23 protein-coding genes and 1 pseudogene are annotated in these 19818 nt (G+C 35.7%); 21 read left to right on the top strand and 3 right to left on the bottom strand.

Annotation, left to right across the window (positions count from 1 at the left end; genetic code table 11):
- Positions 1–470: 470 nt before the first annotated feature.
- From ssuD to RTL21_RS17590, 7 genes are all read left to right on the top strand, one after another.
- Positions 471–1595 carry an FMNH2-dependent alkanesulfonate monooxygenase gene (ssuD, locus tag RTL21_RS17620; protein WP_312097695.1) on the top strand — a complete coding sequence of 375 codons (1125 nt, stop codon included), beginning with the start codon at positions 471–473 and terminating at the stop codon, positions 1593–1595.
- A 22-nt stretch (positions 1596–1617) separates the two neighbouring features.
- Positions 1618–2148, top strand: a complete 531-nt coding sequence (gene ssuE, locus RTL21_RS17615) for an NADPH-dependent FMN reductase (RefSeq protein WP_312097693.1) — start codon at positions 1618–1620, stop codon at positions 2146–2148.
- Between the two features lie 35 nt (positions 2149–2183).
- Entirely contained in the window at positions 2184–2507 is a 324-nt protein-coding gene (locus tag RTL21_RS17610) for a hypothetical protein (protein WP_312097692.1), read from the top strand.
- A gap of 42 nt (positions 2508–2549) precedes the next feature.
- A complete protein-coding gene (locus tag RTL21_RS17605; protein ID WP_312097691.1) occupies positions 2550–3914 on the top strand; it encodes an LLM class flavin-dependent oxidoreductase in 1365 nt (454 codons plus the stop codon).
- Positions 3911–4678 (top strand): ABC transporter ATP-binding protein, encoded by a 768-nt coding sequence (locus tag RTL21_RS17600; RefSeq protein ID WP_312097690.1) that lies wholly within the window; start codon positions 3911–3913, stop codon positions 4676–4678. The genes RTL21_RS17605 and RTL21_RS17600 overlap by 4 nt, the downstream gene beginning before the upstream one ends.
- A 12-nt stretch (positions 4679–4690) precedes the next feature.
- Positions 4691–5530, top strand: a complete 840-nt coding sequence (locus RTL21_RS17595) for an ABC transporter permease (protein WP_312097689.1) — start codon at positions 4691–4693, stop codon at positions 5528–5530.
- A gap of 64 nt (positions 5531–5594) precedes the next feature.
- Complete coding sequence (locus RTL21_RS17590; protein WP_312097688.1) at positions 5595–6587, top strand: aliphatic sulfonate ABC transporter substrate-binding protein; 993 nt, start codon at positions 5595–5597, stop codon at positions 6585–6587.
- 110 nt (positions 6588–6697) lie between these two features.
- Here the strand turns inward: RTL21_RS17590 and RTL21_RS17585 are convergent, their stop codons facing one another.
- Complete coding sequence (locus tag RTL21_RS17585) at positions 6698–7711, bottom strand: DUF3231 family protein (protein WP_312097687.1); 1014 nt, start codon at positions 7709–7711, stop codon at positions 6698–6700.
- A gap of 215 nt (positions 7712–7926) precedes the next feature.
- Between RTL21_RS17585 and RTL21_RS17580 the strand changes: the two genes are divergently transcribed.
- The 12 genes and pseudogenes from RTL21_RS17580 to RTL21_RS17525 all read left to right on the top strand — a co-directional run bounded on the left by RTL21_RS17580 (position 7927) and on the right by RTL21_RS17525 (position 17355).
- The gene (locus RTL21_RS17580; protein ID WP_312097686.1) at positions 7927–8340 is read left to right on the top strand and encodes a DUF4181 domain-containing protein; all 414 of its coding nucleotides are present in this window, start codon (positions 7927–7929) and stop codon (positions 8338–8340) included.
- Positions 8341–8402: 62 nt separating this feature from the next.
- Positions 8403–8672 (top strand): annotated as a pseudogene (locus RTL21_RS17575) (transposase); the annotation flags it as partial.
- A gap of 151 nt (positions 8673–8823) precedes the next feature.
- On the top strand, positions 8824–9108 hold the full coding sequence (locus RTL21_RS17570) for a PNPOx family protein (RefSeq protein ID WP_312097685.1): 285 nt from the start codon (positions 8824–8826) through the stop codon (positions 9106–9108).
- A 338-nt stretch (positions 9109–9446) separates the two neighbouring features.
- On the top strand, positions 9447–10244 hold the full coding sequence (locus RTL21_RS17565; RefSeq protein ID WP_312097684.1) for an inositol monophosphatase family protein: 798 nt from the start codon (positions 9447–9449) through the stop codon (positions 10242–10244).
- A gap of 318 nt (positions 10245–10562) precedes the next feature.
- A complete protein-coding gene (phnD, locus tag RTL21_RS17560) occupies positions 10563–11477 on the top strand; it encodes a phosphate/phosphite/phosphonate ABC transporter substrate-binding protein (protein ID WP_312097683.1) in 915 nt (304 codons plus the stop codon).
- A 74-nt stretch (positions 11478–11551) separates the two neighbouring features.
- Positions 11552–12322: a phosphonate ABC transporter ATP-binding protein gene (gene phnC / locus RTL21_RS17555; protein ID WP_312097681.1), complete on the top strand. Its 771-nt coding sequence runs from the start codon at positions 11552–11554 to the stop codon at positions 12320–12322.
- The gene (phnE, locus tag RTL21_RS17550; protein WP_312097680.1) at positions 12322–13140 is read left to right on the top strand and encodes a phosphonate ABC transporter, permease protein PhnE; all 819 of its coding nucleotides are present in this window, start codon (positions 12322–12324) and stop codon (positions 13138–13140) included. The genes phnC and phnE (RTL21_RS17550) overlap by 1 nt, the downstream gene beginning before the upstream one ends.
- The gene (gene phnE / locus RTL21_RS17545) at positions 13140–13937 is read left to right on the top strand and encodes a phosphonate ABC transporter, permease protein PhnE (protein WP_312097679.1); all 798 of its coding nucleotides are present in this window, start codon (positions 13140–13142) and stop codon (positions 13935–13937) included. Before phnE (RTL21_RS17550) ends, phnE (RTL21_RS17545) begins: the two co-directional genes overlap by 1 nt.
- 173 nt (positions 13938–14110) lie before the next feature.
- A complete protein-coding gene (locus RTL21_RS17540; RefSeq protein ID WP_312097678.1) occupies positions 14111–16051 on the top strand; it encodes a CoA-disulfide reductase in 1941 nt (646 codons plus the stop codon).
- A gap of 146 nt (positions 16052–16197) precedes the next feature.
- A complete protein-coding gene (locus RTL21_RS17535) occupies positions 16198–16458 on the top strand; it encodes a metal-sensitive transcriptional regulator (protein ID WP_312097676.1) in 261 nt (86 codons plus the stop codon).
- 73 nt (positions 16459–16531) lie between these two features.
- Positions 16532–17023, top strand: coding sequence for a DsrE/DsrF/DrsH-like family protein (locus tag RTL21_RS17530; RefSeq protein WP_396954467.1), 492 nt, complete (start codon positions 16532–16534; stop codon positions 17021–17023).
- 35 nt (positions 17024–17058) lie between these two features.
- Positions 17059–17355, top strand: coding sequence for a rhodanese-like domain-containing protein (locus RTL21_RS17525; RefSeq protein ID WP_312097673.1), 297 nt, complete (start codon positions 17059–17061; stop codon positions 17353–17355).
- Positions 17356–17410: 55 nt separating this feature from the next.
- Here the strand turns inward: RTL21_RS17525 and RTL21_RS17520 are convergent, their stop codons facing one another.
- Entirely contained in the window at positions 17411–17767 is a 357-nt protein-coding gene (locus RTL21_RS17520) for a hypothetical protein (RefSeq protein ID WP_312097671.1), read from the bottom strand.
- 43 nt (positions 17768–17810) lie between these two features.
- Entirely contained in the window at positions 17811–18002 is a 192-nt protein-coding gene (locus tag RTL21_RS17515) for a hypothetical protein (protein ID WP_312097669.1), read from the bottom strand.
- A 265-nt stretch (positions 18003–18267) separates the two neighbouring features.
- Here RTL21_RS17515 and RTL21_RS17510 point away from each other — a divergent pair, with 265 nt between their 5' ends.
- Together RTL21_RS17510 and RTL21_RS17505 are read left to right on the top strand one after the other, a co-directional pair.
- Positions 18268–18855 (top strand): spore coat protein, encoded by a 588-nt coding sequence (locus RTL21_RS17510; RefSeq protein WP_312097726.1) that lies wholly within the window; start codon positions 18268–18270, stop codon positions 18853–18855.
- Positions 18856–18925: 70 nt separating this feature from the next.
- Entirely contained in the window at positions 18926–19660 is a 735-nt protein-coding gene (locus RTL21_RS17505) for a polysaccharide deacetylase family protein (RefSeq protein ID WP_312097667.1), read from the top strand.
- The last annotated feature ends 158 nt before the right edge of the window (positions 19661–19818 follow it).

Genomic DNA, 19818 nt, shown 5'->3' with positions numbered 1-19818 from the left:
CCACATGAAGCTCAAATCATCGGAAAAGTAGCGTTCATTTCGAAGATGAAAACCAAATGTGGCTTAATTCATCGGAAAAGTAGCGTTCATTTCGAAGATGAAAACCAGATGTGGCTTAATTCATCGGCAAAGTAGCGTTCATTTCGAAGATGAGAACCACATGTAGCTCAAATCATCGGAAAAGTAGCGTTCATTCCAAAGATGAAAACCACATGAAGCTCAAATCATCGGAAAAGTAGCGTTCATTTCGAAGATGAAAACCACATGAAGCTCAAATCATCGGCAAAGTAGCGTTCATTCCAAAGATGAAAACCAGATGTGGCTTTCCACATCGAAAAAAAGCGTTCATCGAAAAAGAAAAATTTTATACTAATTTGAAGCTGACTAGAAAACTGGAGGCTCTCTAATAAGCAAAATGTATGCTTAGTGGAGAGCCTTTTTACTTTATCTAAAAGAAAGGAAGAAGACAAATGAAAGTATTTTGGTTTATTCCAACACATGGGGATTCTAGATATTTAGGCGTGACAACTGGTGGAAGAGCTGTCAATTATGCTTATTTAAAACAAGTCGCACAAGCTGTTGATAGCTTAGGATATGAAGGTGCATTATTACCGACTGGTCAATCTTGTGAAGATGCATGGATTGTTGCTTCTTCTTTACTATCGGTGACTAACCAGATGAAATTTTTGGTAGCAGTTCGTCCAGGTATTATGTCTCCGACGCAGGCAGCAAGGATGAGTTCTACATTAGATCGCCTTTCAAATGGTCGTGTATTAATTAATGTGGTGACTGGCGGAGATCCAGTTGAGCTTGCTGGAGATGGATTACAGCTTCAACATCATGAACGTTATGAACTAACAGATGAATTTTTATCTGTTTGGAGAGATCTATTCACGAGAGAAAAAGTAGACTTTGCAGGAGACTATCTGCACATCCAAGAGGGAAAGCTTTTATTTCCATCTGTTCAAAAGCCATATCCACCTCTTTATTTTGGAGGGTCATCGTCTATAGGGCAAGAAGTTGCTGCAAAACATGTGGATGTGTATTTAACCTGGGGAGAAACACCTGACAAAGTGGCAGAAAAAATTCGAAGAGTGAGAGAGCTAGCCGAAAAAGAGGGAAGAACGGTTCGCTTTGGCATTCGATTACATGTAATTGTTAGAGAAACGGAAGAGGAAGCATGGCAAGCGGCAGATAAATTAATTAAATATGTCGATGATGACTTAATTGAAGCTTCCCAAAAAGTGTTTGCTCGTTATGATTCTGAAGGTCAGAAAAGAATGGCAAATCTGCATAAAGGAAGAAGAGAGCAATTGGAAATTAGTCCGAATCTTTGGGCAGGCATTGGCCTTGTCAGAGGAGGAGCTGGGACAGCTCTTGTAGGAGATCCTAAGACGGTGGCAGAGAGAATGAAAGAGTATGAGGCCATAGGAGTTGAAACATTTATTTTATCTGGCTATCCCCATTTAGAAGAAAGCTATCGAGTCGCTGAGCTGTTATTCCCATATCTCAATCTACATAATAAAACAGAAGAATCTCCTAGCTTAGTTGGAGAAATGGTAGCAAACGACTTCTATCCGAAAGCTACTAAATAAAAAAACAAGGAGGGGAAGAGCAGTGGGTAAAGTCGCTATTGTAATAGGAGCACCAAATGAGCAATCACGTTTAAATGGTTTAGTTCAGTATACATTGGACTTATTAACAAAAAATGATATTTCCTATGAAATAATTAAGGTATTTGAGCTACCAGCTGAGGATTTACTTTTCGCTAATTTTCAAAGTGAGGCAATAAAACAAACAAATAAGGTAATAGAAGAAGCAGATGGAGTGCTAATATTTACACCAGTGTATAAAGCAGCCTATTCCGGTATCTTAAAAACTTTCCTTGATTTACTTCCGCAAAAAGGGCTAGAAAATAAGGTCGTTTTACCCTTTGTGATAGGCGGAAGCTTTGGCCATTTATTAAGTATTGAGTATGCCTTAAATCCAGTCCTTTCTGCACTGGGTGCCACTCATATTATTAAAGGTGTCTATACGATTGATAAGGAAGTAGAGCGAATAAATCAGCATCAATTTGAATTGAAGCAAGAGGTTAGAACAAGGTTAAGTGATAGTGTCGGAAAATTCAAGCAAGTATTGAATGTATAATTATGGACATAAGTTTGTTGGAAAGGAGTTTATCGATGTATAAGCCTTTGGAATATTGGAATGCCAATGCGTCCATCTTCACTAGAAAAAAACTTTATGATACAGAATACTTAAATCTTCCAGATCTATTATTCTATCAGTATTGTCAAAAAAACTACCACTTGAATAGAGGAAATTACCACATTATTGATCAATGGTTTTATAAACAAGGTGTTTTAAACCTTATTTTCCGCAGAATATATATGCTTGCATTTTTAGACTATGTGAGTAAGGGAGAGGACCTTGTTATTCATAAATATATGAAGTTTGGTAAGGGAGGACTGACTAGTAGACTGAATGAATTTCTGCAACAAATGTAGGTTAGAAGCTATTTAGTACATTACTGTTAAGGAGGAAGAAACATGACTGTTCATAAACGTCAGATGAATTTAGGAGCATTTTTTATGATTCCAGGACATCACGTAGCTGCATGGCGTCATCCAGAAAGTAATAGTGAGGAGCTTTTATCGTTTGATCTATATAGAAAACTTGCCGAAACGGCAGAGCGAGGAAAATTCGATATGATTTTTTTCGCAGATGGATACGCTGTCCATGATCGTAATGGCGTTGGAATCGAACAAACGGTAAATATCCGTCCTGATCCGCTTACGCTTCTTTCTGCGTTATCTGTTGTTACAAAGAATATAGGATTGGTAGCAACTGCCTCTACAACTTATAATGAACCATTTCATTTAGCTAGAAAGTTTGCAACGATTGACCATCTTAGTAAAGGCAGAGCTGGATGGAATGTCGTTACTTCTTCTAGTGAAGCAGAAGCACTGAACTTTAGCAAAGACCAGCATTTAGCCCATCAATCTAGATACGAGCGTGCAGAAGAATTTGTTGAAGTCGCAAAAAAATTATGGGATAGCTGGGAAGATGAAGCACTTTTACTAGATAAAAAGAATGCGAAATTTGCTGATCCAGCGCGTGTGCATACTATTAATCATAAAGGAGAATGGTTTTCTATCAAAGGACCGTTAAACATTTCACGTCCTGTACAAGGATATCCTGTTATTATTCAGGCAGGTTCCTCTGAATCAGGGAAAGAGCTTGCTGCGAAAACGGCAGAGGTTATTTTTACTGCATGGCAAACGCTAGGAGAGGCACAGCACTTTTATCAGGATGTAAAGGGAAGGCTTTCTAAATACGGAAGAACAGAAGAATCGCTTAAAATCATGCCAGGTGTATTCCCTGTTATCGGTTTAAATGAAAAAGATGCCAAGGAAAAGAAGCGATATTTAATGGATTTGATCCCAGAACAAGTTGGAGTCGGATTATTATCATCCTTAATAAGTTACGATTTATCACCTTTTCCAGTGGATAAACCGCTCCCTGATTTGCCTGATTTGGAAAATATCAATGGGGCAAAAACAAGATTCCAACTTGTAAAGGCTTTAGGGGAACGAGAAAACTTAACGATTAGACAGCTTTATCAGCGTGTAGCAGGAGCAAGAGGTCATCGAGAAATCAATGGAACAGCCATTCAAATTGCAGATCACTTGCAGGAATGGTTTGAACAAGGAGGAGCGGATGGATTCAATATCATGCCACCCTATCTTCCAGATGGATTAGATGATTTTGTAAATTTAGTCATACCAGAATTACAAAATAGAGGATTGTTTCGGGAGGAATATACAGGAAGTACATTAAGAGAAAATTTAGGCTTAAGAAGACCTAATAATCTATTTAGCGGAGTTAGTCAATCAACAGGAGGGAGAAAATGACATTACTAGAAATCAAAAATTTAGATAAATATTTCAAGAAAGGAAAAGAAAGAAATTATGTATTAAATGAGATTACTTTAGATGTGAAAAAAGGGGAGTTCGTCACCATTATCGGTCCTAGTGGTTGTGGGAAAAGTACCCTATTAAAAGCAATAGCTGGCTTGGACAATGAGTATAGTGGGGAGATCTATCTTGAGGGGGAACGTGTTGTTGGAACGAGTAGCTATCAAGGATTTATTTTTCAAGAACCAAGGCTATTTCCATGGCATACGGTAGAGAGAAATATTGCCGGTAATTTGTCCTTAAAAAAACCAGAGATAAAACATCACGTCGAAAAGTTGATTAAACTGGTAAGATTAGATGGATATAATAGAGCATTTCCCAAAGAACTATCTGGGGGAATGGCTCAAAGAGTTGCTATTGCTAGAGCCTTATTAAGAAAACCAAAAATTCTTTTGTTAGATGAGCCATTTGGCGCCCTTGATGCCTTCACCAGATCACATATGCAAGAAGCACTCCTACATATCTGGGAAGAGGAAAAAACGTCCATGGTATTCGTTACCCATGATATTGATGAGGCGGTTTACTTAGCTAATAAAGTCGTAATCATGAGTGCCAGACCAGGAGCAATTAAAAAAATTATTCCCATTGATTTACCTTTCCCAAGGAAAAAATCATCTGCGGCTTTTCAGGAACTGCGATCGCTTGTTTTAAATGAATTTGAGAAGGTGGAGGAAATAGAGTTAAATTACGCAGAACTATAAGGAGGAACAATGGTGGAAAATCGTGGCGCACTAGCTTTAGAGAAAGTAAAAACAGAGAGGAAAACAAAAATCAATAAATTAAAAGAATCTAGTCATATCAGTAAAATAGTAAAAGGATTTATCTTTCCGATCTTTCTTCTTGTGGTTTGGGAATTAGCTGGGATGTACGGACTAGTTTCACCTATTCTCCTTCCTAGACCAAGTACGATTTTCGTTAGTTTTATTGATTTATTGCTCACCGGAAATTTACTGGGGCATTTAGAAATTAGTCTTTGGAGAGCTTTAGGTGGATTCCTTATTGGGGGGGGACTTGGCTTATTACTTGGTTTATTTGTGGGGTTTAATAAGAATACGGAGCAAACGTTGGATCCAACTTTACAAATGATACGTACGATTCCACATTTAGCGGTTATTCCATTATTTATCCTATGGTTTGGATTTGGAGAGACATCCAAAATACTTTTAATTGCAAAGGGTGCTTTTTTTCCGCTTTATGTTAATACATTTTTAGGGATTAGAGGAGTTGACTCCAAGCTTTATGCGGTTGCTAAAGTATTGCAATTTAGCAAATGGAAGCAAATAACCCATTTAATCTTGCCAGCTGCACTTCCTAATATCTTATTAGGAATACGTTTATCCCTTGGAGCTGCATGGTTAGGCTTGGTTGCAGCTGAATTAATGGGTTCCAGCGAAGGAATAGGGTATTTAATTATGGATGCAAGACAGTTTTCGCAAACTTCCATCGTGTTTGTAGGAATTATTATTTTTGCTGTATTTGGTAAATTCTCTGACTCTCTAGTACGATACTTTGAAAGAAAATTATTAAAATGGCAGGACAATTTTCAAGGATAATCTTTATACTGCCTTAAATCCGAGTAAATAAATATGATAAGTTAACTTAATTAGGGGGATTCAAATGAAGAAAAAGTTGTTTATGTCCGTCATGTTTCTTGCAATAATGTTCGTGGTGAGCGCCTGTGGAACAGAAACTTCCTCAGGCTCATCCAAACAGGAGGTTACTGTTCGGATTGGTGTTCAGGGAAAAACAGGAATATTACCATATGCAAGAGAGAATAAATATTTTGAGAAAGCTTTTGAAAAAGAAGGAGTAAAAGTGGAATGGAGTGAATTCGCTAGTGGACCACCCCATTTTGAGGCTTTATCTGCTGGAAGATTAGACTTTGGTGCTACTGGGGGTACGCCATTAATTGCCGGTCAGTCTGCTAATATTGATTTTAGAGCAATTGCAGTCACTAGTGATGGGAAAACAGGAAATTCGATTGTTATTCCTAAGAACAGCTCTATTAAAGAAATCACTGATTTAAAAGGAAAGAAAGTTGCAGTAGCAAAAGGAAGCAGTGCCTACAATTTCTTATACTTAGCATTGGACCGGGCTGGACTAACGGATAAGGATATTGATATTATTCAGCTCCAGCCCGATGAAGCAAGACCGGCATTAGATAACGGCTCGATTGATGCTTGGGCTACATGGGAACCTTATGCTACAACAGCAGTGTTTCAAACAGGTGCTGAACTTCTTGTCTCAGGAAAAGATCTAGATATTACAACCCCAAGTTTTTTGATAGCAAGAACAAAGTTTACAGAGGAACATCCAGACTTAACCGTTCTATTTTTAAAAACGTATGAAGAAGCAAGACAATACTTTATTGATCATATAGAGGAGGTTTCAAAAGATATTGCAACAACACAGAAATTGGACGTAGAAATTATTCAAGCCGTTCTTGATAAAACAGATACTCGCTTAAGTCCAACTACACCTGAATTTGCTAAAGCTCACCAAGAACAAGCAGATTTTCTATATGAAGTCGGTGGTATTGATAAGCAAATAGATACTTCTAAGGTCATTGAAAATAAGTTTGTGGAAGAAGCGTTAAAGGAAAAGAAATAAATTTGAATTTATTTTAATCTGAAAATAAGTGCCTTTCCCGCCTTGAATATAAATGAGAATTAGTAAGGCGGGAAAGAAGTATAAATGTACGACTTAATAGTTGAATCTAACTATTTCTCTGACAGTCCTTTTCGATCAATTGCTCCTGGCTGCTTCTCCATCCACCCATACTTGACCAAAAGTTTATAGCAAAATGCACCGGCTTGCATTGCATGGTTAAAGACCTTTTTGTAATTTAGAATAATATCTGTTCTTAAGCTTGAACCAATGGCTGCTCCATAATAGGAAAGAGCTGCATTTACTAAGAGTGCCGCATGAAACATCAATAACTTATCTGAAAAAGGGCTAATAGTGGAATTAGTAATTTCTGCATCCCATCTCTTAGGAATTGGCAAATTGTCCTTTTTTAAAATTTCATCAAAGCTATCTGCATCTTTCCCAGCCAATTTCACATTTTTTAACATGAAATTTCTCACTTCTTCTTTTTCTGCAACTTGACTAAAGGCGATGCTTAAAGAACGAACAAAGCCTGTTTTCTTCGAATTGAAGTGCAGATTACTTATTTCAGACATATTAAGGGGTCTTTTGTCTCCAATCAAACTTGTAATAAATTGTGTTGATTCTACAAATTCCACATCATGTGGAGAAGGAATAGTTGGAACACTATCGAAATGCAGTTGTATTTTAGCTAACTTAACGATTTTTTGATACAGTTCCTTTGAAGTTACGATACATTGATAGAAATGGTTTTGAACATCTTCTCGTTCCGCATTTGTAATCGCTAATGTATAAGCAGAAATGCCGTGCATCGTCATCATTCTTGAGTAAAAAAGTAAAAATGAATCCGAAAATAGGCGTGGCGCATTAAGATTCACATCATCCTCTGTAAACCCTTTTGGTAACTTGAAGTTTGCTTTTTCAAAGAAGTCCGTAATTTTAACAAGATGGCTTTCTGCTAAACGTAACGAATAGGCAATAATAGGTTTTATATCTTCATTTTCTACTATTTTTAGAAAATATTTATACACACATACTGCCATACTATCACCCATATACTGAAGCCAAAGTGCGGAGACCTCGGCAGCGGTCAAGGTTGTCTTCTGTTTTTTCTCATTACGCTTCAAAAGAAATACCTCCAATTAATCAAAGTTGACATTTTCATAGAAGATTCTAATTTAATTTTAGTATGGCATTTATAAGCATTTTTATCCTCGACGAATGTGTAGTCTAAAAGCGAAATAGATTATATATAAGAATTCTTAACTAATGGAACTTGTTACCTTTTAATTCGTATATACTTATAAAAATAAGGGAGAAAGGAAGTCTAGCTATGTACGGGTTGGAAGAGATTTTTTTGTTGGAATTATTGATCGTAATATTTGTTTTTTTTGTAGCTAGCTATGTATTTGATCTAGCTACTAGAAAAATGTTGAAACTTGAAAGAAGAAAATATTTTTCCTATAACCATATAAATAAAGTGCATGAACGAATTGATTGGAGTATAAGAATTACTTTCATGTTTATCTTATTGACTGCCTTTATAATAAATTATTCCTATAATCTGTGGTTTTTACAGCAGTATGTTTTATTGCTTCTTTTTATTATTGTATCTGGAATTACACGTGCGATAATAGAATTAAAGTATTGTAAAAAAAGTAAAGAGGCTTTATTTACCGTTCTTCAACTCGGATTTTTGCTCCTTTTATTTAGTGGATTTGTATGGATGATGACATCAACCGCATGGCTTGGATAATAAAATCTGACAGTGTTTTTCTTTTTTTTGTAGTGCATATTAACGCTAAAGAAATAGAAAAGCTGAAAAATTTTGCTATTCTTTCAGATGGTACTTTCTCTAACCCTAAATTCTTTCGCACATTGGAAGAAAAGTTAGCTGAATTTCAACGAATCATGAGCAGACGAACCGTTGGTGGCTCAAACTGGTATAAAGTCAAACGAAAAGTGGCCCGCATTCACGAGAAAATGGCAAACGCAAGAAAGGATTACTTACACAAAATCTCCACTGATATTGTCAAAAACCACGACATAATCGAGATATTAACGCAGCAATTAATCTCAAAAATGAAGCGTTAAGCCTTCTAACCGCAGGAACTGTGGGGGGAGCCTTCTAAGATAACCAAAGAATACTTTGGTGTTCGTAGGAATCTCCCCCTTCAGTCAGATCGTAAGGTCGATAAGGGGTGAGTAGTTCAACCCAGGGCTTGGAGAAACACTAAGGGTGAATGGCAAGGCGTGTATCATAAAGGATGAGGAATTGCTTGACCCTATGACAGTCCAAGGGAAAAGACCAGTACTTGGAATAGGGATTGAGGTGGAGGAGTGTTTCATTGATTGTGCAAAAGCTTTTATTCGATCAGGGTTATGGCAGCCTGATTCCTGGATGGAAAAAGAGAAGTTGCCGCTACCTGCGAAAATTCTAAAAGATCATATTCAAATGCCTGAAATTCAAACAGAAGATATAGAAGCAGATTTAAAGGCAAGCTATAAAGAGAGGTTATATTAAGGCGACAAAGATAAATTATTGTGTTACTAATATAATAGAATATTAAATATTCGATTTCGATAATGTTTATATGCAAGAAAAAGTAGAGAGTGGAATGCTCTCTACTTTTTCTTTTGCTTGAGGTTTCACTTATAAATAGAAAATGGATAAATTTCTATAATAGTAATTTTCGTAAAATAAAAAATCAAATGAAAAATTCGACTTTCTATTGAAAGTGAATGTGATGTGATATAAACTAACATAAGATGACAGAAAACGCCAAAAATATGTAAGTGATGTCGTTATTTATACATAAAATAAATAAATCTTGTATACAGTGTGTTTTAGAGGAGGAAATGATGAAAGATCCAAGAGTGGCTGAGATTGCTGAAAAAGCGAAGGAATGGACGTTGGAAGCGGGATCGCGACTTAACTTATCTCGCCAAGAAAAGCTAAATGTGGAATATAAAACATCTGCTGCAGACATTGTTACACAAAAAGATAAAGAAATTGAACAGTTTTTTATCGAAATGATTAAGACGACTTATCCAGGACATTATATTTTAGGAGAAGAGGGTCTATCAGATGTGTTGCCATCGGATACTCAAAATGGAGTGGTTTGGATTATAGATCCGATAGACGGTACAACTAATTTTGTTCATCAGAAACTAAATTTTGCTATTTCTGTTGCAGTATACATAGAAGGAGAACCAACCATTGGGTATATTTATGATCCAATCAAAAAGGAACTGTTCTCGGCGATAAAAAATCAAGGGGCTTTTCTAAATGATCAGTCATTATCCACTTTAACTTCTTGTGGAATGGAAGAAGCAGTAATATGTTTCAACCATTTGTGGCTAGTTCCAAATGAAAAAATAGGCTATGAAAAAATGCAACGCCTAGTAAGTGATGTCAGAGGCGTTCGTTATCTTGGCTCTGCTGCATTAGAAATGGCATATGTTGCTTGTGGAAGATTAGATTCATCCTTGGATTTTCGATTATCTCCATGGGATATAGCTGCAGGTATAGTCATTTTGAACGAAGTAGGTGCTGAAATGACAACATTGGAAAACAAAGCCATTAATGTATTTGCAAAATCATCTACTATTTTTTCTAGACCAGGAATTCATCAGCATATTATCAACTACCTTTCTTAAACATAGCAGGTTTAATTTAATTTGAATATTCGCAAAAAACATAATACTTCGTTTGGCTAAACGAAGTATTAGTTGATTGACAGTATTTCTTTATTACTAATTTCACTTTTATAACAGTATTATTATTTCTCTATGTCATAAAAATGGACAATGTTCATTTTTATATAAATTTATCCATTACTATAATTGGAGCAAGGGGGGACAATCTTTTAGTATGGATTTATCATCAGCATACTAAAAGCGATTTTTTTCATGGTTTTTTTGCAGTTGTTTTCTTTTAATTATTACACTATTTATTAAGAAAAGAGGGCTAAAGAATTGAAAAAGACATTATTTTCACTAGTTATGGTATTGATGCTTGTAGCACTTACAGCATGTGGTGGCGGAGAAAAGAGTGAAGGTAGCAAGAGCAATGGAAATGATGGAGAAATTAAAGAACTAACTTTAGGGTTTATTCCATCACAAGAGGCAGATAAAATTGCTGATACAGTAGAACCACTTGAGAAAAAACTTTCAGAAGAACTTGGAATCCCAGTTAAAGCAGAAGTTATGATTGACTTCGTTGGATTAGTAGAAGGTATGAGAACGGGAAAAATTGATATTGGCTTCTTGAATCCATTTGGATTTGTGCAAGCAGAAGATCGTGCAGATGTTGATGTACTATTAAAAGCGATTCGAAATGGTAGCGATACTTATGTTGCTCAATATGTTGTTCCAGCAGATTCAAAAATTAATTCTATTGAAGATTTAGTAAATACAGAAGGTCTTGTTTGGGCATATGCAGATACATTATCCACTTCTGGATATCTATTCCCTGCTTCTCAATTAATGGATAAAGGTGTTAAAGATTTATCAACGCATTTCCAACATTCAGTAGTTGGCGGACATGATAATGCAATTTTATCTTTACTTGATGGACAAGCAGATTTTGCAACTACATTTGATGATGCACGTGATACAGTAGAAGGTGACTATCCTACTGTTAAAGAGGATTTAAAAGTTATTGGTCATACGGATCCAATTCCAAACGATACATTATCTGTCCGAAGTGATCTTCCAGATGAGTGGAAACAAAAGATTAAAGATGCATTTCTAGCATTTAATGAAGATGAAGAAATGATGACAATCATGCATGATGTTTATACTTGGGATGGAGTGGCAGAGGCTAAATCAGAAGACTATGACATCGTAAGAGAAGTATACGGCAAGTTTGAGGACGAATTAGCAGAATAATATAGAGTAATGTAAAAAAAGGAGGAATTTACCTCCTTTTTTACAAGTAAGTAAATGCAGAGGAGTTTCTTTAGATGATTGAATTTAAAAATGTATCTTTAACATACCCAAATGGTCATCAAGGATTAAAGAATGTTAATTTAACGATAAATGATGGTGAGTTTATCGTTGTGGTAGGATTATCAGGTGCTGGAAAGTCCACTTTAATAAGAAGTATTAATCAATTAGTGAAACCTACAGAAGGGGAACTAATAATTAATGGAAAAGATACGCTAAAGTGTAATGAACGGCAATTAAAAGAAGTACGCAGGAATATAGGCATGATTTTTCAAAACTATAATCTAGTAAAAAGAATGTCTGTGCTCCGCAATGTGTTAACTGGAAGTCTTGGTAGAACTGGTACATTTAAAAGTTTATTTGGTTTATTTTCGAATGAAGATAAGGAATTGGCAATGAGTAGTCTTGCGAGAGTTGGGATTGACGATAAAGCTTACCGTCGAGCAGATCAACTAAGTGGGGGACAACAGCAGCGTGTTAGTATCGCTAGAGCACTAACGCAAAAACCAAACGTCATCTTAGCAGATGAGCCAGTTGCGAGTTTAGACCCTCCAACCTCTCATACTGTTATGAAGGATTTAAAGAAAATTAATAAAGAAGACGGAATTACAACAATTATTAACCTTCACTTTATTGATATGGCAATGGAATATGCAGACCGTATTATTGGCATGCGTGAAGGGGAAGTCGTGTTTGATGGACCAGTGAGTGAAGTAAGCGAAAAAACATTTGAAGAGATCTATGGTCGTCCAATTAAAGAAGATGACATTATAGGAGCTGAAAAATAATGTCGAAGCAAAAGAGTAAAGAATTAGTGGGGAATGGGAATATAGCTGTATTCCATTCGAAGACGAAAGTAACAATAACTTATATCCTTATTATTGTCATAGGCTTATATATTGCTTCTGCATTTTACACGGAAGCATATCCTAATTTGATTATTGCTGGAATGCCAGTTGTTATAGATTTTGTTATTTATGATTTTTTCCCGCCTAACTTAAAATATATTTCTACCGTATTAAAAGCATTAATTGAAACATGGAATATGGCGTTATTGAGTACAACACTATCTGTTATTTTTGCTTTACCGATAAGCTTTCTTGCTGCAGCAAATATCAACAAGAATAAAGTGTTTTATCAAATCGTGCGTTTTCTTTTAAATATTATCCGTACGATCCCAGAACTTATTTTAGCAGTACTTCTTGTTGCGTTTATGGGCATTGGAGTTATATCTGGTATTGGAGCTTTGTTCATTTTTTCACTAGGGATTCTTGCAAAGCTTATTAGTGAAACGATTGAAGCAATTGATCCAAACCCCCTTGAAGCAATTCGGGCAACTGGTGCTAATACTATTCAAGTCATTAGATATGCGGTTATCCCACAGATTTTGCCACAATATACTTCTTATGCGTTATATGTATTAGAAATAAATGTGCGAGCTTCTGTAATCCTAGGTTTTGTGGGAGCAGGTGGAATTGGAATTATTTTAAAACAGCAAACGAGTTTATTTAATTACGGAAATGTGTCAACTATTATTCTTATGACATTTATAGCGGTCACTATCATTGACTTTGTAAGTAGTCGTGTAAGGGAGCGTTTATTATAATGACTAAAAATACTACCATACAAAAGCCAAAAAAGGATAAGATGTTTTGGATCAGAACAGCTATCTCTGCTGTCATCCTTCTTTTTCTTTATTATATTGCTCTTACTACTACAGATTTGACGTATAGAGGATCAACATTAAGTCCTGGTGCATTACTACAACGTTTATTTTGGAATCCGTTTTTTGATGATGCTGTTCTAGAAAAGGTTCCTGAATACATAGGCTACATGGTTGAAACATTAGCAATTGCCTATGGAGGAGCAGTTATTGGAGCAATTCTAGCGATTCCATTTGGTTTCTTAGCGGCTTCCAATATTACGAAGTTTTCCTATATTGGCAAATGGATTTTAAATGCTATTCGTGCTTTTCCAGAGGTAATGTTTGCGATTATCTTTGTTGCAGCAGTTGGAATGGGACCTTTTGCTGGGGTTCTTGCGATTGGAATTAACTCCATTGGAATGCTTGGAAAGTTGTATTCAGAAGTTATTGAATCGATCGATATGAGTGTGCTGGAATCCTTTAAAGCAAATGGTGCAGGAAGACTGCAAACGATTTGGTACGGGGTAATCCCACAGATTATTCCTGAATTTGCTTCCTATGCTATTTATCGCTATGAAATTGATGTGCGTTCATCTACTGTACTTGGGGTAGTTGGTGCAGGAGGAATTGGTACACCACTTATCATTGCTGCGATGCAGCGTAGCTGGGAACGAGTTGGAATGATGTTAATTATTATCATCGTAGTAGTTTCTGTTATTGACTTTATTAGTAGTAGAATTCGTAGAAGACTTGTGTAAGTTAGTTAATAAAAAAGGTGTTAAGTATTGCATGAGATAATTATCTTTTGTAGTACCTAACACCTTTTTCTTTACTTTCATTTTAATGGCATTTATAATACAAAAATAAACCCATTGGGGTATTTTTTGTGAAATAAAATATACCTATGAGGGTATATGGAGGAGGAGTTTGGATGAAAACAAAAGTAATAATTATCGGTGGTGTTGCAGGAGGTGCAACAGCTGCTGCTAGATTAAGAAGAATAAGTGAAGAAGCTGAAATTATCTTGATTGAAAGAGGTGAGCATATTTCTTTTGCTAATTGCGGACTGCCTTATTATATTGGCGAAACAATTAAAGATCGTAGCAAATTGCTTGTGCAAACAGTGGAAGGAATGTCAAAAAGATTCTTATTAGATATACGAGTAAACAGTGAGGCTGTAACGATTGATGCAAAAAATAAAACAGTGACTATTAAAAACTTGAAAACAGAAGAAGTTTATGAAGAATCTTATGATAAGTTGCTGCTTTCTCCTGGAGCCAAACCAATTATTCCTCCAATTTCAGGAATAGTAAACCACGATTCGTTATTTACATTAAGAAATATACCAGATACAGATAGAATAAAAGGTTTTGTCGATCATCATTCACCAGAAAGTGCGGTTATTATCGGAGGTGGCTTTATTGGCTTAGAGATGGCAGAAAACTTGGTTGCTCGTGGAATAAAGGTAACAGTAATCGAAAAGGGTAATCAAGTATTGTCACCGATTGATGTAGAAATGGCGAGCCCTGTTCATACACATTTAAAACAAAATGGAGTAACACTAATTTTGGAAAATGGAGTGAAGGAGTTTAAAGCAAATGGCAAGATAGTCGTATTAGAAGATGGGACAGAAATAACAACAGATATGACTATTCTTTCGATTGGCGTTAGACCGGAAAATGAATTAGCAAAATCTGCTGGCTTAGAATTAGGGGAACAAGGTGGCATTGTTGTAAATCACTTGCTGCAAACTTCTAATCAGGATATTTATGCTGTTGGGGATGCAATAGAGGTACGCGATTATATCAATAGAAAAAAGACAATGATACCATTAGCGGGACCGGCAAATCGCCAAGGAAGAATTGCTGCAAATAATATAATGGGGAAGAGAGAAAAGTATGAAGGAACTTTAGGAACTTCAATTGTTAAAATATTTGATTTAACAGTTGCAACCACTGGAAATAATGAGAAAGTGCTCCAAAAGTGGAATATCCCATACGATGTGGTGCATATTCATCCTAATTCACATGCTGGCTATTACCCAGAAAGTACTCCAATTACTTTAAAGCTAATTTTTGATAAAGAAACTGGACGTATATACGGTGCACAAGCAATCGGGAGGGCTGGCATTGATAAACGAATTGATGTCATTGCGACTGCAATTAAAGGGAATTTAACAGTAGAGGACTTAACTAATTTAGAACTATCTTATGCTCCACCATATTCGTCTGCAAAAGATCCAGTCAATATGGCAGGTTATGTTGCAACCAATATTGTAGATGGGGAACTAGAGCAAGTTCAATGGCATGAAGTAGATCAAATTATACAAAATGGTGGATATTTACTTGATGTAAGAGAAAGTGTAGAGCGAGAATTTGGTTATATAGAAGGATCACAGAATATTTCCTTAGGCCAATTAAGAGATGAATTAGAAGCTTTACCGAAAGATCAGCCTATTTATGTAAGTTGCCAAGTTGGGTTAAGGGGCTATTTAGCTAGTAGAATATTGAAAAATAACGGTTTTGATGTAAAAAATGTAGATGGTGGCTGGAAGACCTATTCCTCTGTTTCTATTAGGACTGAGAAGCTAGAAAGTAAGCAAGAGAGCACTCCTAAAAAGGAAGAAAGAAAAGAAGAAACACCTTTTCAAGTTGATTCCATATTGGATGTTGCGGGTTTAGCTTGCCCGATGCCGATTGTTAAGTTGAAAAAAGGCATAGATCAGTTGGAAAGTAATCAAGTATTAGAATTACAGGCAACAGACAAAGGAATATTGACCGATTTGCCAGCATGGACAAAAAAGGTAGGGCATCAAATTTTAAAAACGGAGCAAGAAGGATCGATTATCAAATTTTGGATTAAGAAAAAATAGGGAATTGGAAGAAAATCTCCTTGTGAATAGCAAGTGAATGGGTCCTGTTCGTTGACAAACTATATATAGTATAATTTAATCAAATATAATGAAACGATTATGAATGATGGATTGAAGATACTTTGCGAATGGAAGGAGCATTTTCTTTGGAATATAATGATCAATTAAAAAATAGAGTGAAACGAATGGAAGGGCAACTAAGAGGTATCCTGAAAATGATGGAGGAGAATAAGGATTGTAAGGAAGTAATTACGCAACTATCAGCGGTTCGTTCAGCAGTAGATCGGACAATGGGAGTAATTGTTAGCACTAACCTGGTAGACTGTGTAGTAGAAGCAGAAAAAAATGGAGAAAGAATGGACGAGGTTATTAAAGAGGCTGTTAACTTGTTAGTGAAAAGCAGATGATAAAAGGATATAGGCTCTAAAGTAAATAGAGCTTATTATTTTGAATTTATTTATACCCATAGGGGTAAAGGGAATGGTTAGGAGCGGGAAAATGACAAAGAAGACAACAATTGTACTATTTAGCGGAGATTATGATAAAGCGATGGCAGCATATATCATTGCGAATGGAGCAGCTGCCTATGATCATGAAGTAACGATATTTCACACCTTTTGGGGGCTCAATGCACTACGAAAGGAAGAGAATATTAAAATGAAAAAAGGATTTTTAGAAAAGCTTTTTAGCAAAATGATGCCAAGAGGAGCAGAAAGAATGGGGTTATCCAAAATGAATTTTGCTGGATTTGGTCCCAAAATGATTAAACATATTATTGATAAGCATCAAGCATTGACATTACCACAATTAATTACGTTGGCACAAGAACAGAATGTCAACCTTGTTGCGTGTACAATGACAATGGATTTACTAGGATTAAAAGAGGAAGAACTATTGAACGGAATAGATTATGCGGGTGTTGCTGCTTATTTAGCAGAGGCAGAGGATGGTCATGTGAATTTATTTATTTAAAAAAGCTAAAAAAAGTTAAAGGAGGTATGAATAGTATGAAAGAAATAACACCCAATGAATTAAATAGGAAAATAATGAATGGAGAGCAATTATCGATTATAGATGTTCGTGAACCCGCAGAAGTGGCAACAGGAAAAATTCCTGGTGCAGTGAATATCTCTTTACGACTTATTGAATTTCGAATGCATGAATTAGATAAGCAGAAAGAATATTTTATCGTGTGTCAGGCTGGTGGAAGAAGTAGTCAAGCTGCTCAAATATTATCAAAAAATGGTTTTCATGTAGTAAATATGATTGGCGGTATGCAATGCTGGGAAGGAAAAGTAGTGTAAGAGAATGATAGCTATAAATAAACAGGGGGGAATTCCCTGTTTATTTGTTCATTTTTCAGTTCATCTTTGGAAATTTAATGGGAGTATCTAAAGAAAGCTTGTCTTTGTAAGAGCGATATGCGATAAGAACTTGATCCTTTGTGTTTGCATCTAACTGTAATATATAATGGCCATTTGTCTCTAAATAGTAACGAACCCCATTCTCTTGCAAATGGCTGAAATAATAATAATTGCCCAGTAAATATTTGCATTCAGTTTTTGTTTCCTTATGTTCTTTTATAAATTCTGCAAGCTGATTGACTGAGACAGAAGCTTCTCCAGTTAGGCTGAAAAACCCTTTACGTACTGAATCTGTAGCATGGGCAATCGTGTTTCTTACTTTTGTGATCATTGTATCTAAATAACTGCTCATTTCTTCCTCCATACAATTGAAATGTATTGAACATACTACAAAATTATTTTTCAAATGTTTCAGCAAATTTTGCTAACTCAGGGTCTTTTTTAACTTCCTTTACATGAAATGGGGTTGTTTTCGTACCTGTGTCTCTACTGATTCCTAATTGGTCTCCATCAGCATCAGCAATAACACCTTCTCTTGGTCCATCCATATTAGGATCAACGTTGACATGTACTTGATCTCTTGGCATCATGTCACCTCCTATGATTAGGATGTATTAAAATAAGAAAATAATCCGTGATTTTATAAAACTCAAAAATAATAGCTTTACAAAGGGTAAGGAAGGAAAACACCATTATTATTACCATATTATGTTCCCTTTTTCAGCGTATAGTTTAATAAGGTTTTATCATACTAATCCTGTTGTTGAATTATCAGAAGAGGAGGAAATTATATTGTTACAAAATGGACAGCAAGTACACCAAAATTTACAAACAGGTCAAGTTCCGCAAGCAATGAATCATGGTGGGCATGAGATGTTCGATGTTCATGAAGTATTGGCTGGTGCAATTAATACGATGAATTTATATAAGCTGTTGGGAGGACATATTCAAGATCCTGAATTACGTGATATCCATAACAGACAATACCAATTTATTACTGAAGAATACAATTTAACCTTACAGTGTTTTCAAACAGGACAACCTCCTGCAAAGAGAACAGAGCCATATATGATGAAAGAAAATAATGATTTCATTTTTGGTATGACACCAATGCCACCATCTAAACCAATCCAAAACGTTACTGAAGTAAGTGATCAACATGTAGCTGCCGCGATGCTAAATGCACTAAAAGGGTCTGCTTCTATGAAAACGATGGCAGCAGCACAGACGACAAATCCAGTAGTACGCCGTGTTATTGCAGCGTCTATTCCAAACTGTCTCGAAATGGCTTATGAAATCTCCTTATATCAAAATAAACACCATTATTATCAAGTGCCACAATTAGCTGCACAAGATATGCAACAAATTTTAAATGGATTTGCACCTGCTCAAGGTAATCCGATGCAACAGCAAATGAATGTGAATAATAATATGCATTAAAAATTATATGAAGTTGTCTCCGAGTTTTCGGGACAACTTCATTGCAGTGTAAAGAAAAGAGAGGTCCTTTATGAAAAAAATAGCAATATTGTACTTCTTTCTATTTCTACTTTTCCCATCTTCCTCTGTATTTGCCGAACAAAAGGTTCCGATCTTAGTCTATCATTCCATTGATGAGTTTCATGGTCAGGGTTCAAAAGAGCTATATGTTACACCTGACAATTTTGAAAAGCAAATGCTATATTTACGCGATCATGGCTTCACTTTATTAACTTTTGAAAGATGGCAGGATATTCATAAAGTGGAGAAGCCAATATTTATTACTTTGGATGATGGCTATAAAAATAATGTCAATGTATATGATATTTTTCAAAAAGTTAAGAATAATCATTTTCTCCCTACAGCAACGATTTTTACTATATCCGATTTTATTGGACGTACGAATCGCCTATCTAATAGCGATTTAAAGAGCTTGGCTGATTCAGGACTATTCTCGATTCAATCCCATACAGCCACACATCCTGATTTAACAAAAACAACAAATTATGGACATGAACTAAAAGATTCGAAAGAAAAAATCGAGAAGATAACAGGGAAAGATGTTATTGCCCTTTCTTATCCATATGGTAATACAGATGCGAAGGTAATAACTGAAGTGAAGATGTATTATCTATATGGGTTAACAACTACCCCAGATTTATATATAGAAAAGGGAATAAAAGATGAACACTACCTCTTGCCTCGCAAATATATAAAGTATTCAACTACGTTAGAGGAATTTGCAAAAATAGTGGAAGGACGATGAATGACGGTAACTATAAGGAGTACCGTTATTTTCTTGAAATTTAGAATATCGCATTTTGGCGTTTTTTGTCTTTTTATTTCCCAGGAAAGGGAGGCTGGGACAAAACTAAATAGCCACTCTGTAAAGACGAACAATCTCTAATTTAGCTCATAAAAAAG

Source organism: Niallia sp., assembly GCF_031978665.1.
GTDB lineage: Bacteria > Bacillota > Bacilli > Bacillales > Cytobacillaceae > Niallia.
This window is presented reverse-complemented; position numbering and strand designations above follow the sequence as displayed.

Bases quoted from the DNA above. Each gene is read 5' to 3' on its own strand.
- RTL21_RS17515 (WP_312097669.1), bottom strand. From the start codon at position 18,002: ATGCCAAGAGATCAAGTACATGTCAACGTTGATCCTAATATGGATGGA.
- RTL21_RS17605 (WP_312097691.1), top strand. From the start codon at position 2,550: ATGACTGTTCATAAACGTCAGATGAATTTAGGAGCATTTTTTATGATT.
- RTL21_RS17505 (WP_312097667.1), top strand. From the start codon at position 18,926: ATGAAAAAAATAGCAATATTGTACTTCTTTCTATTTCTACTTTTCCCA.
- phnE (WP_312097679.1), top strand. From the start codon at position 13,140: ATGACTAAAAATACTACCATACAAAAGCCAAAAAAGGATAAGATGTTT.
- phnC (WP_312097681.1), top strand. From the start codon at position 11,552: ATGATTGAATTTAAAAATGTATCTTTAACATACCCAAATGGTCATCAA.
- phnE (WP_312097680.1), top strand. From the start codon at position 12,322: ATGTCGAAGCAAAAGAGTAAAGAATTAGTGGGGAATGGGAATATAGCT.
- RTL21_RS17530 (WP_396954467.1), top strand. From the start codon at position 16,532: ATGGTTAGGAGCGGGAAAATGACAAAGAAGACAACAATTGTACTATTT.
- RTL21_RS17600 (WP_312097690.1), top strand. From the start codon at position 3,911: ATGACATTACTAGAAATCAAAAATTTAGATAAATATTTCAAGAAAGGA.
- RTL21_RS17510 (WP_312097726.1), top strand. From the start codon at position 18,268: ATGAATCATGGTGGGCATGAGATGTTCGATGTTCATGAAGTATTGGCT.
- RTL21_RS17610 (WP_312097692.1), top strand. From the start codon at position 2,184: ATGTATAAGCCTTTGGAATATTGGAATGCCAATGCGTCCATCTTCACT.
- RTL21_RS17525 (WP_312097673.1), top strand. From the start codon at position 17,059: ATGAAAGAAATAACACCCAATGAATTAAATAGGAAAATAATGAATGGA.
- RTL21_RS17520 (WP_312097671.1), bottom strand. From the start codon at position 17,767: ATGAGCAGTTATTTAGATACAATGATCACAAAAGTAAGAAACACGATT.
- RTL21_RS17565 (WP_312097684.1), top strand. From the start codon at position 9,447: ATGAAAGATCCAAGAGTGGCTGAGATTGCTGAAAAAGCGAAGGAATGG.
- RTL21_RS17590 (WP_312097688.1), top strand. From the start codon at position 5,595: ATGAAGAAAAAGTTGTTTATGTCCGTCATGTTTCTTGCAATAATGTTC.
- ssuD (WP_312097695.1), top strand. From the start codon at position 471: ATGAAAGTATTTTGGTTTATTCCAACACATGGGGATTCTAGATATTTA.
- RTL21_RS17540 (WP_312097678.1), top strand. From the start codon at position 14,111: ATGAAAACAAAAGTAATAATTATCGGTGGTGTTGCAGGAGGTGCAACA.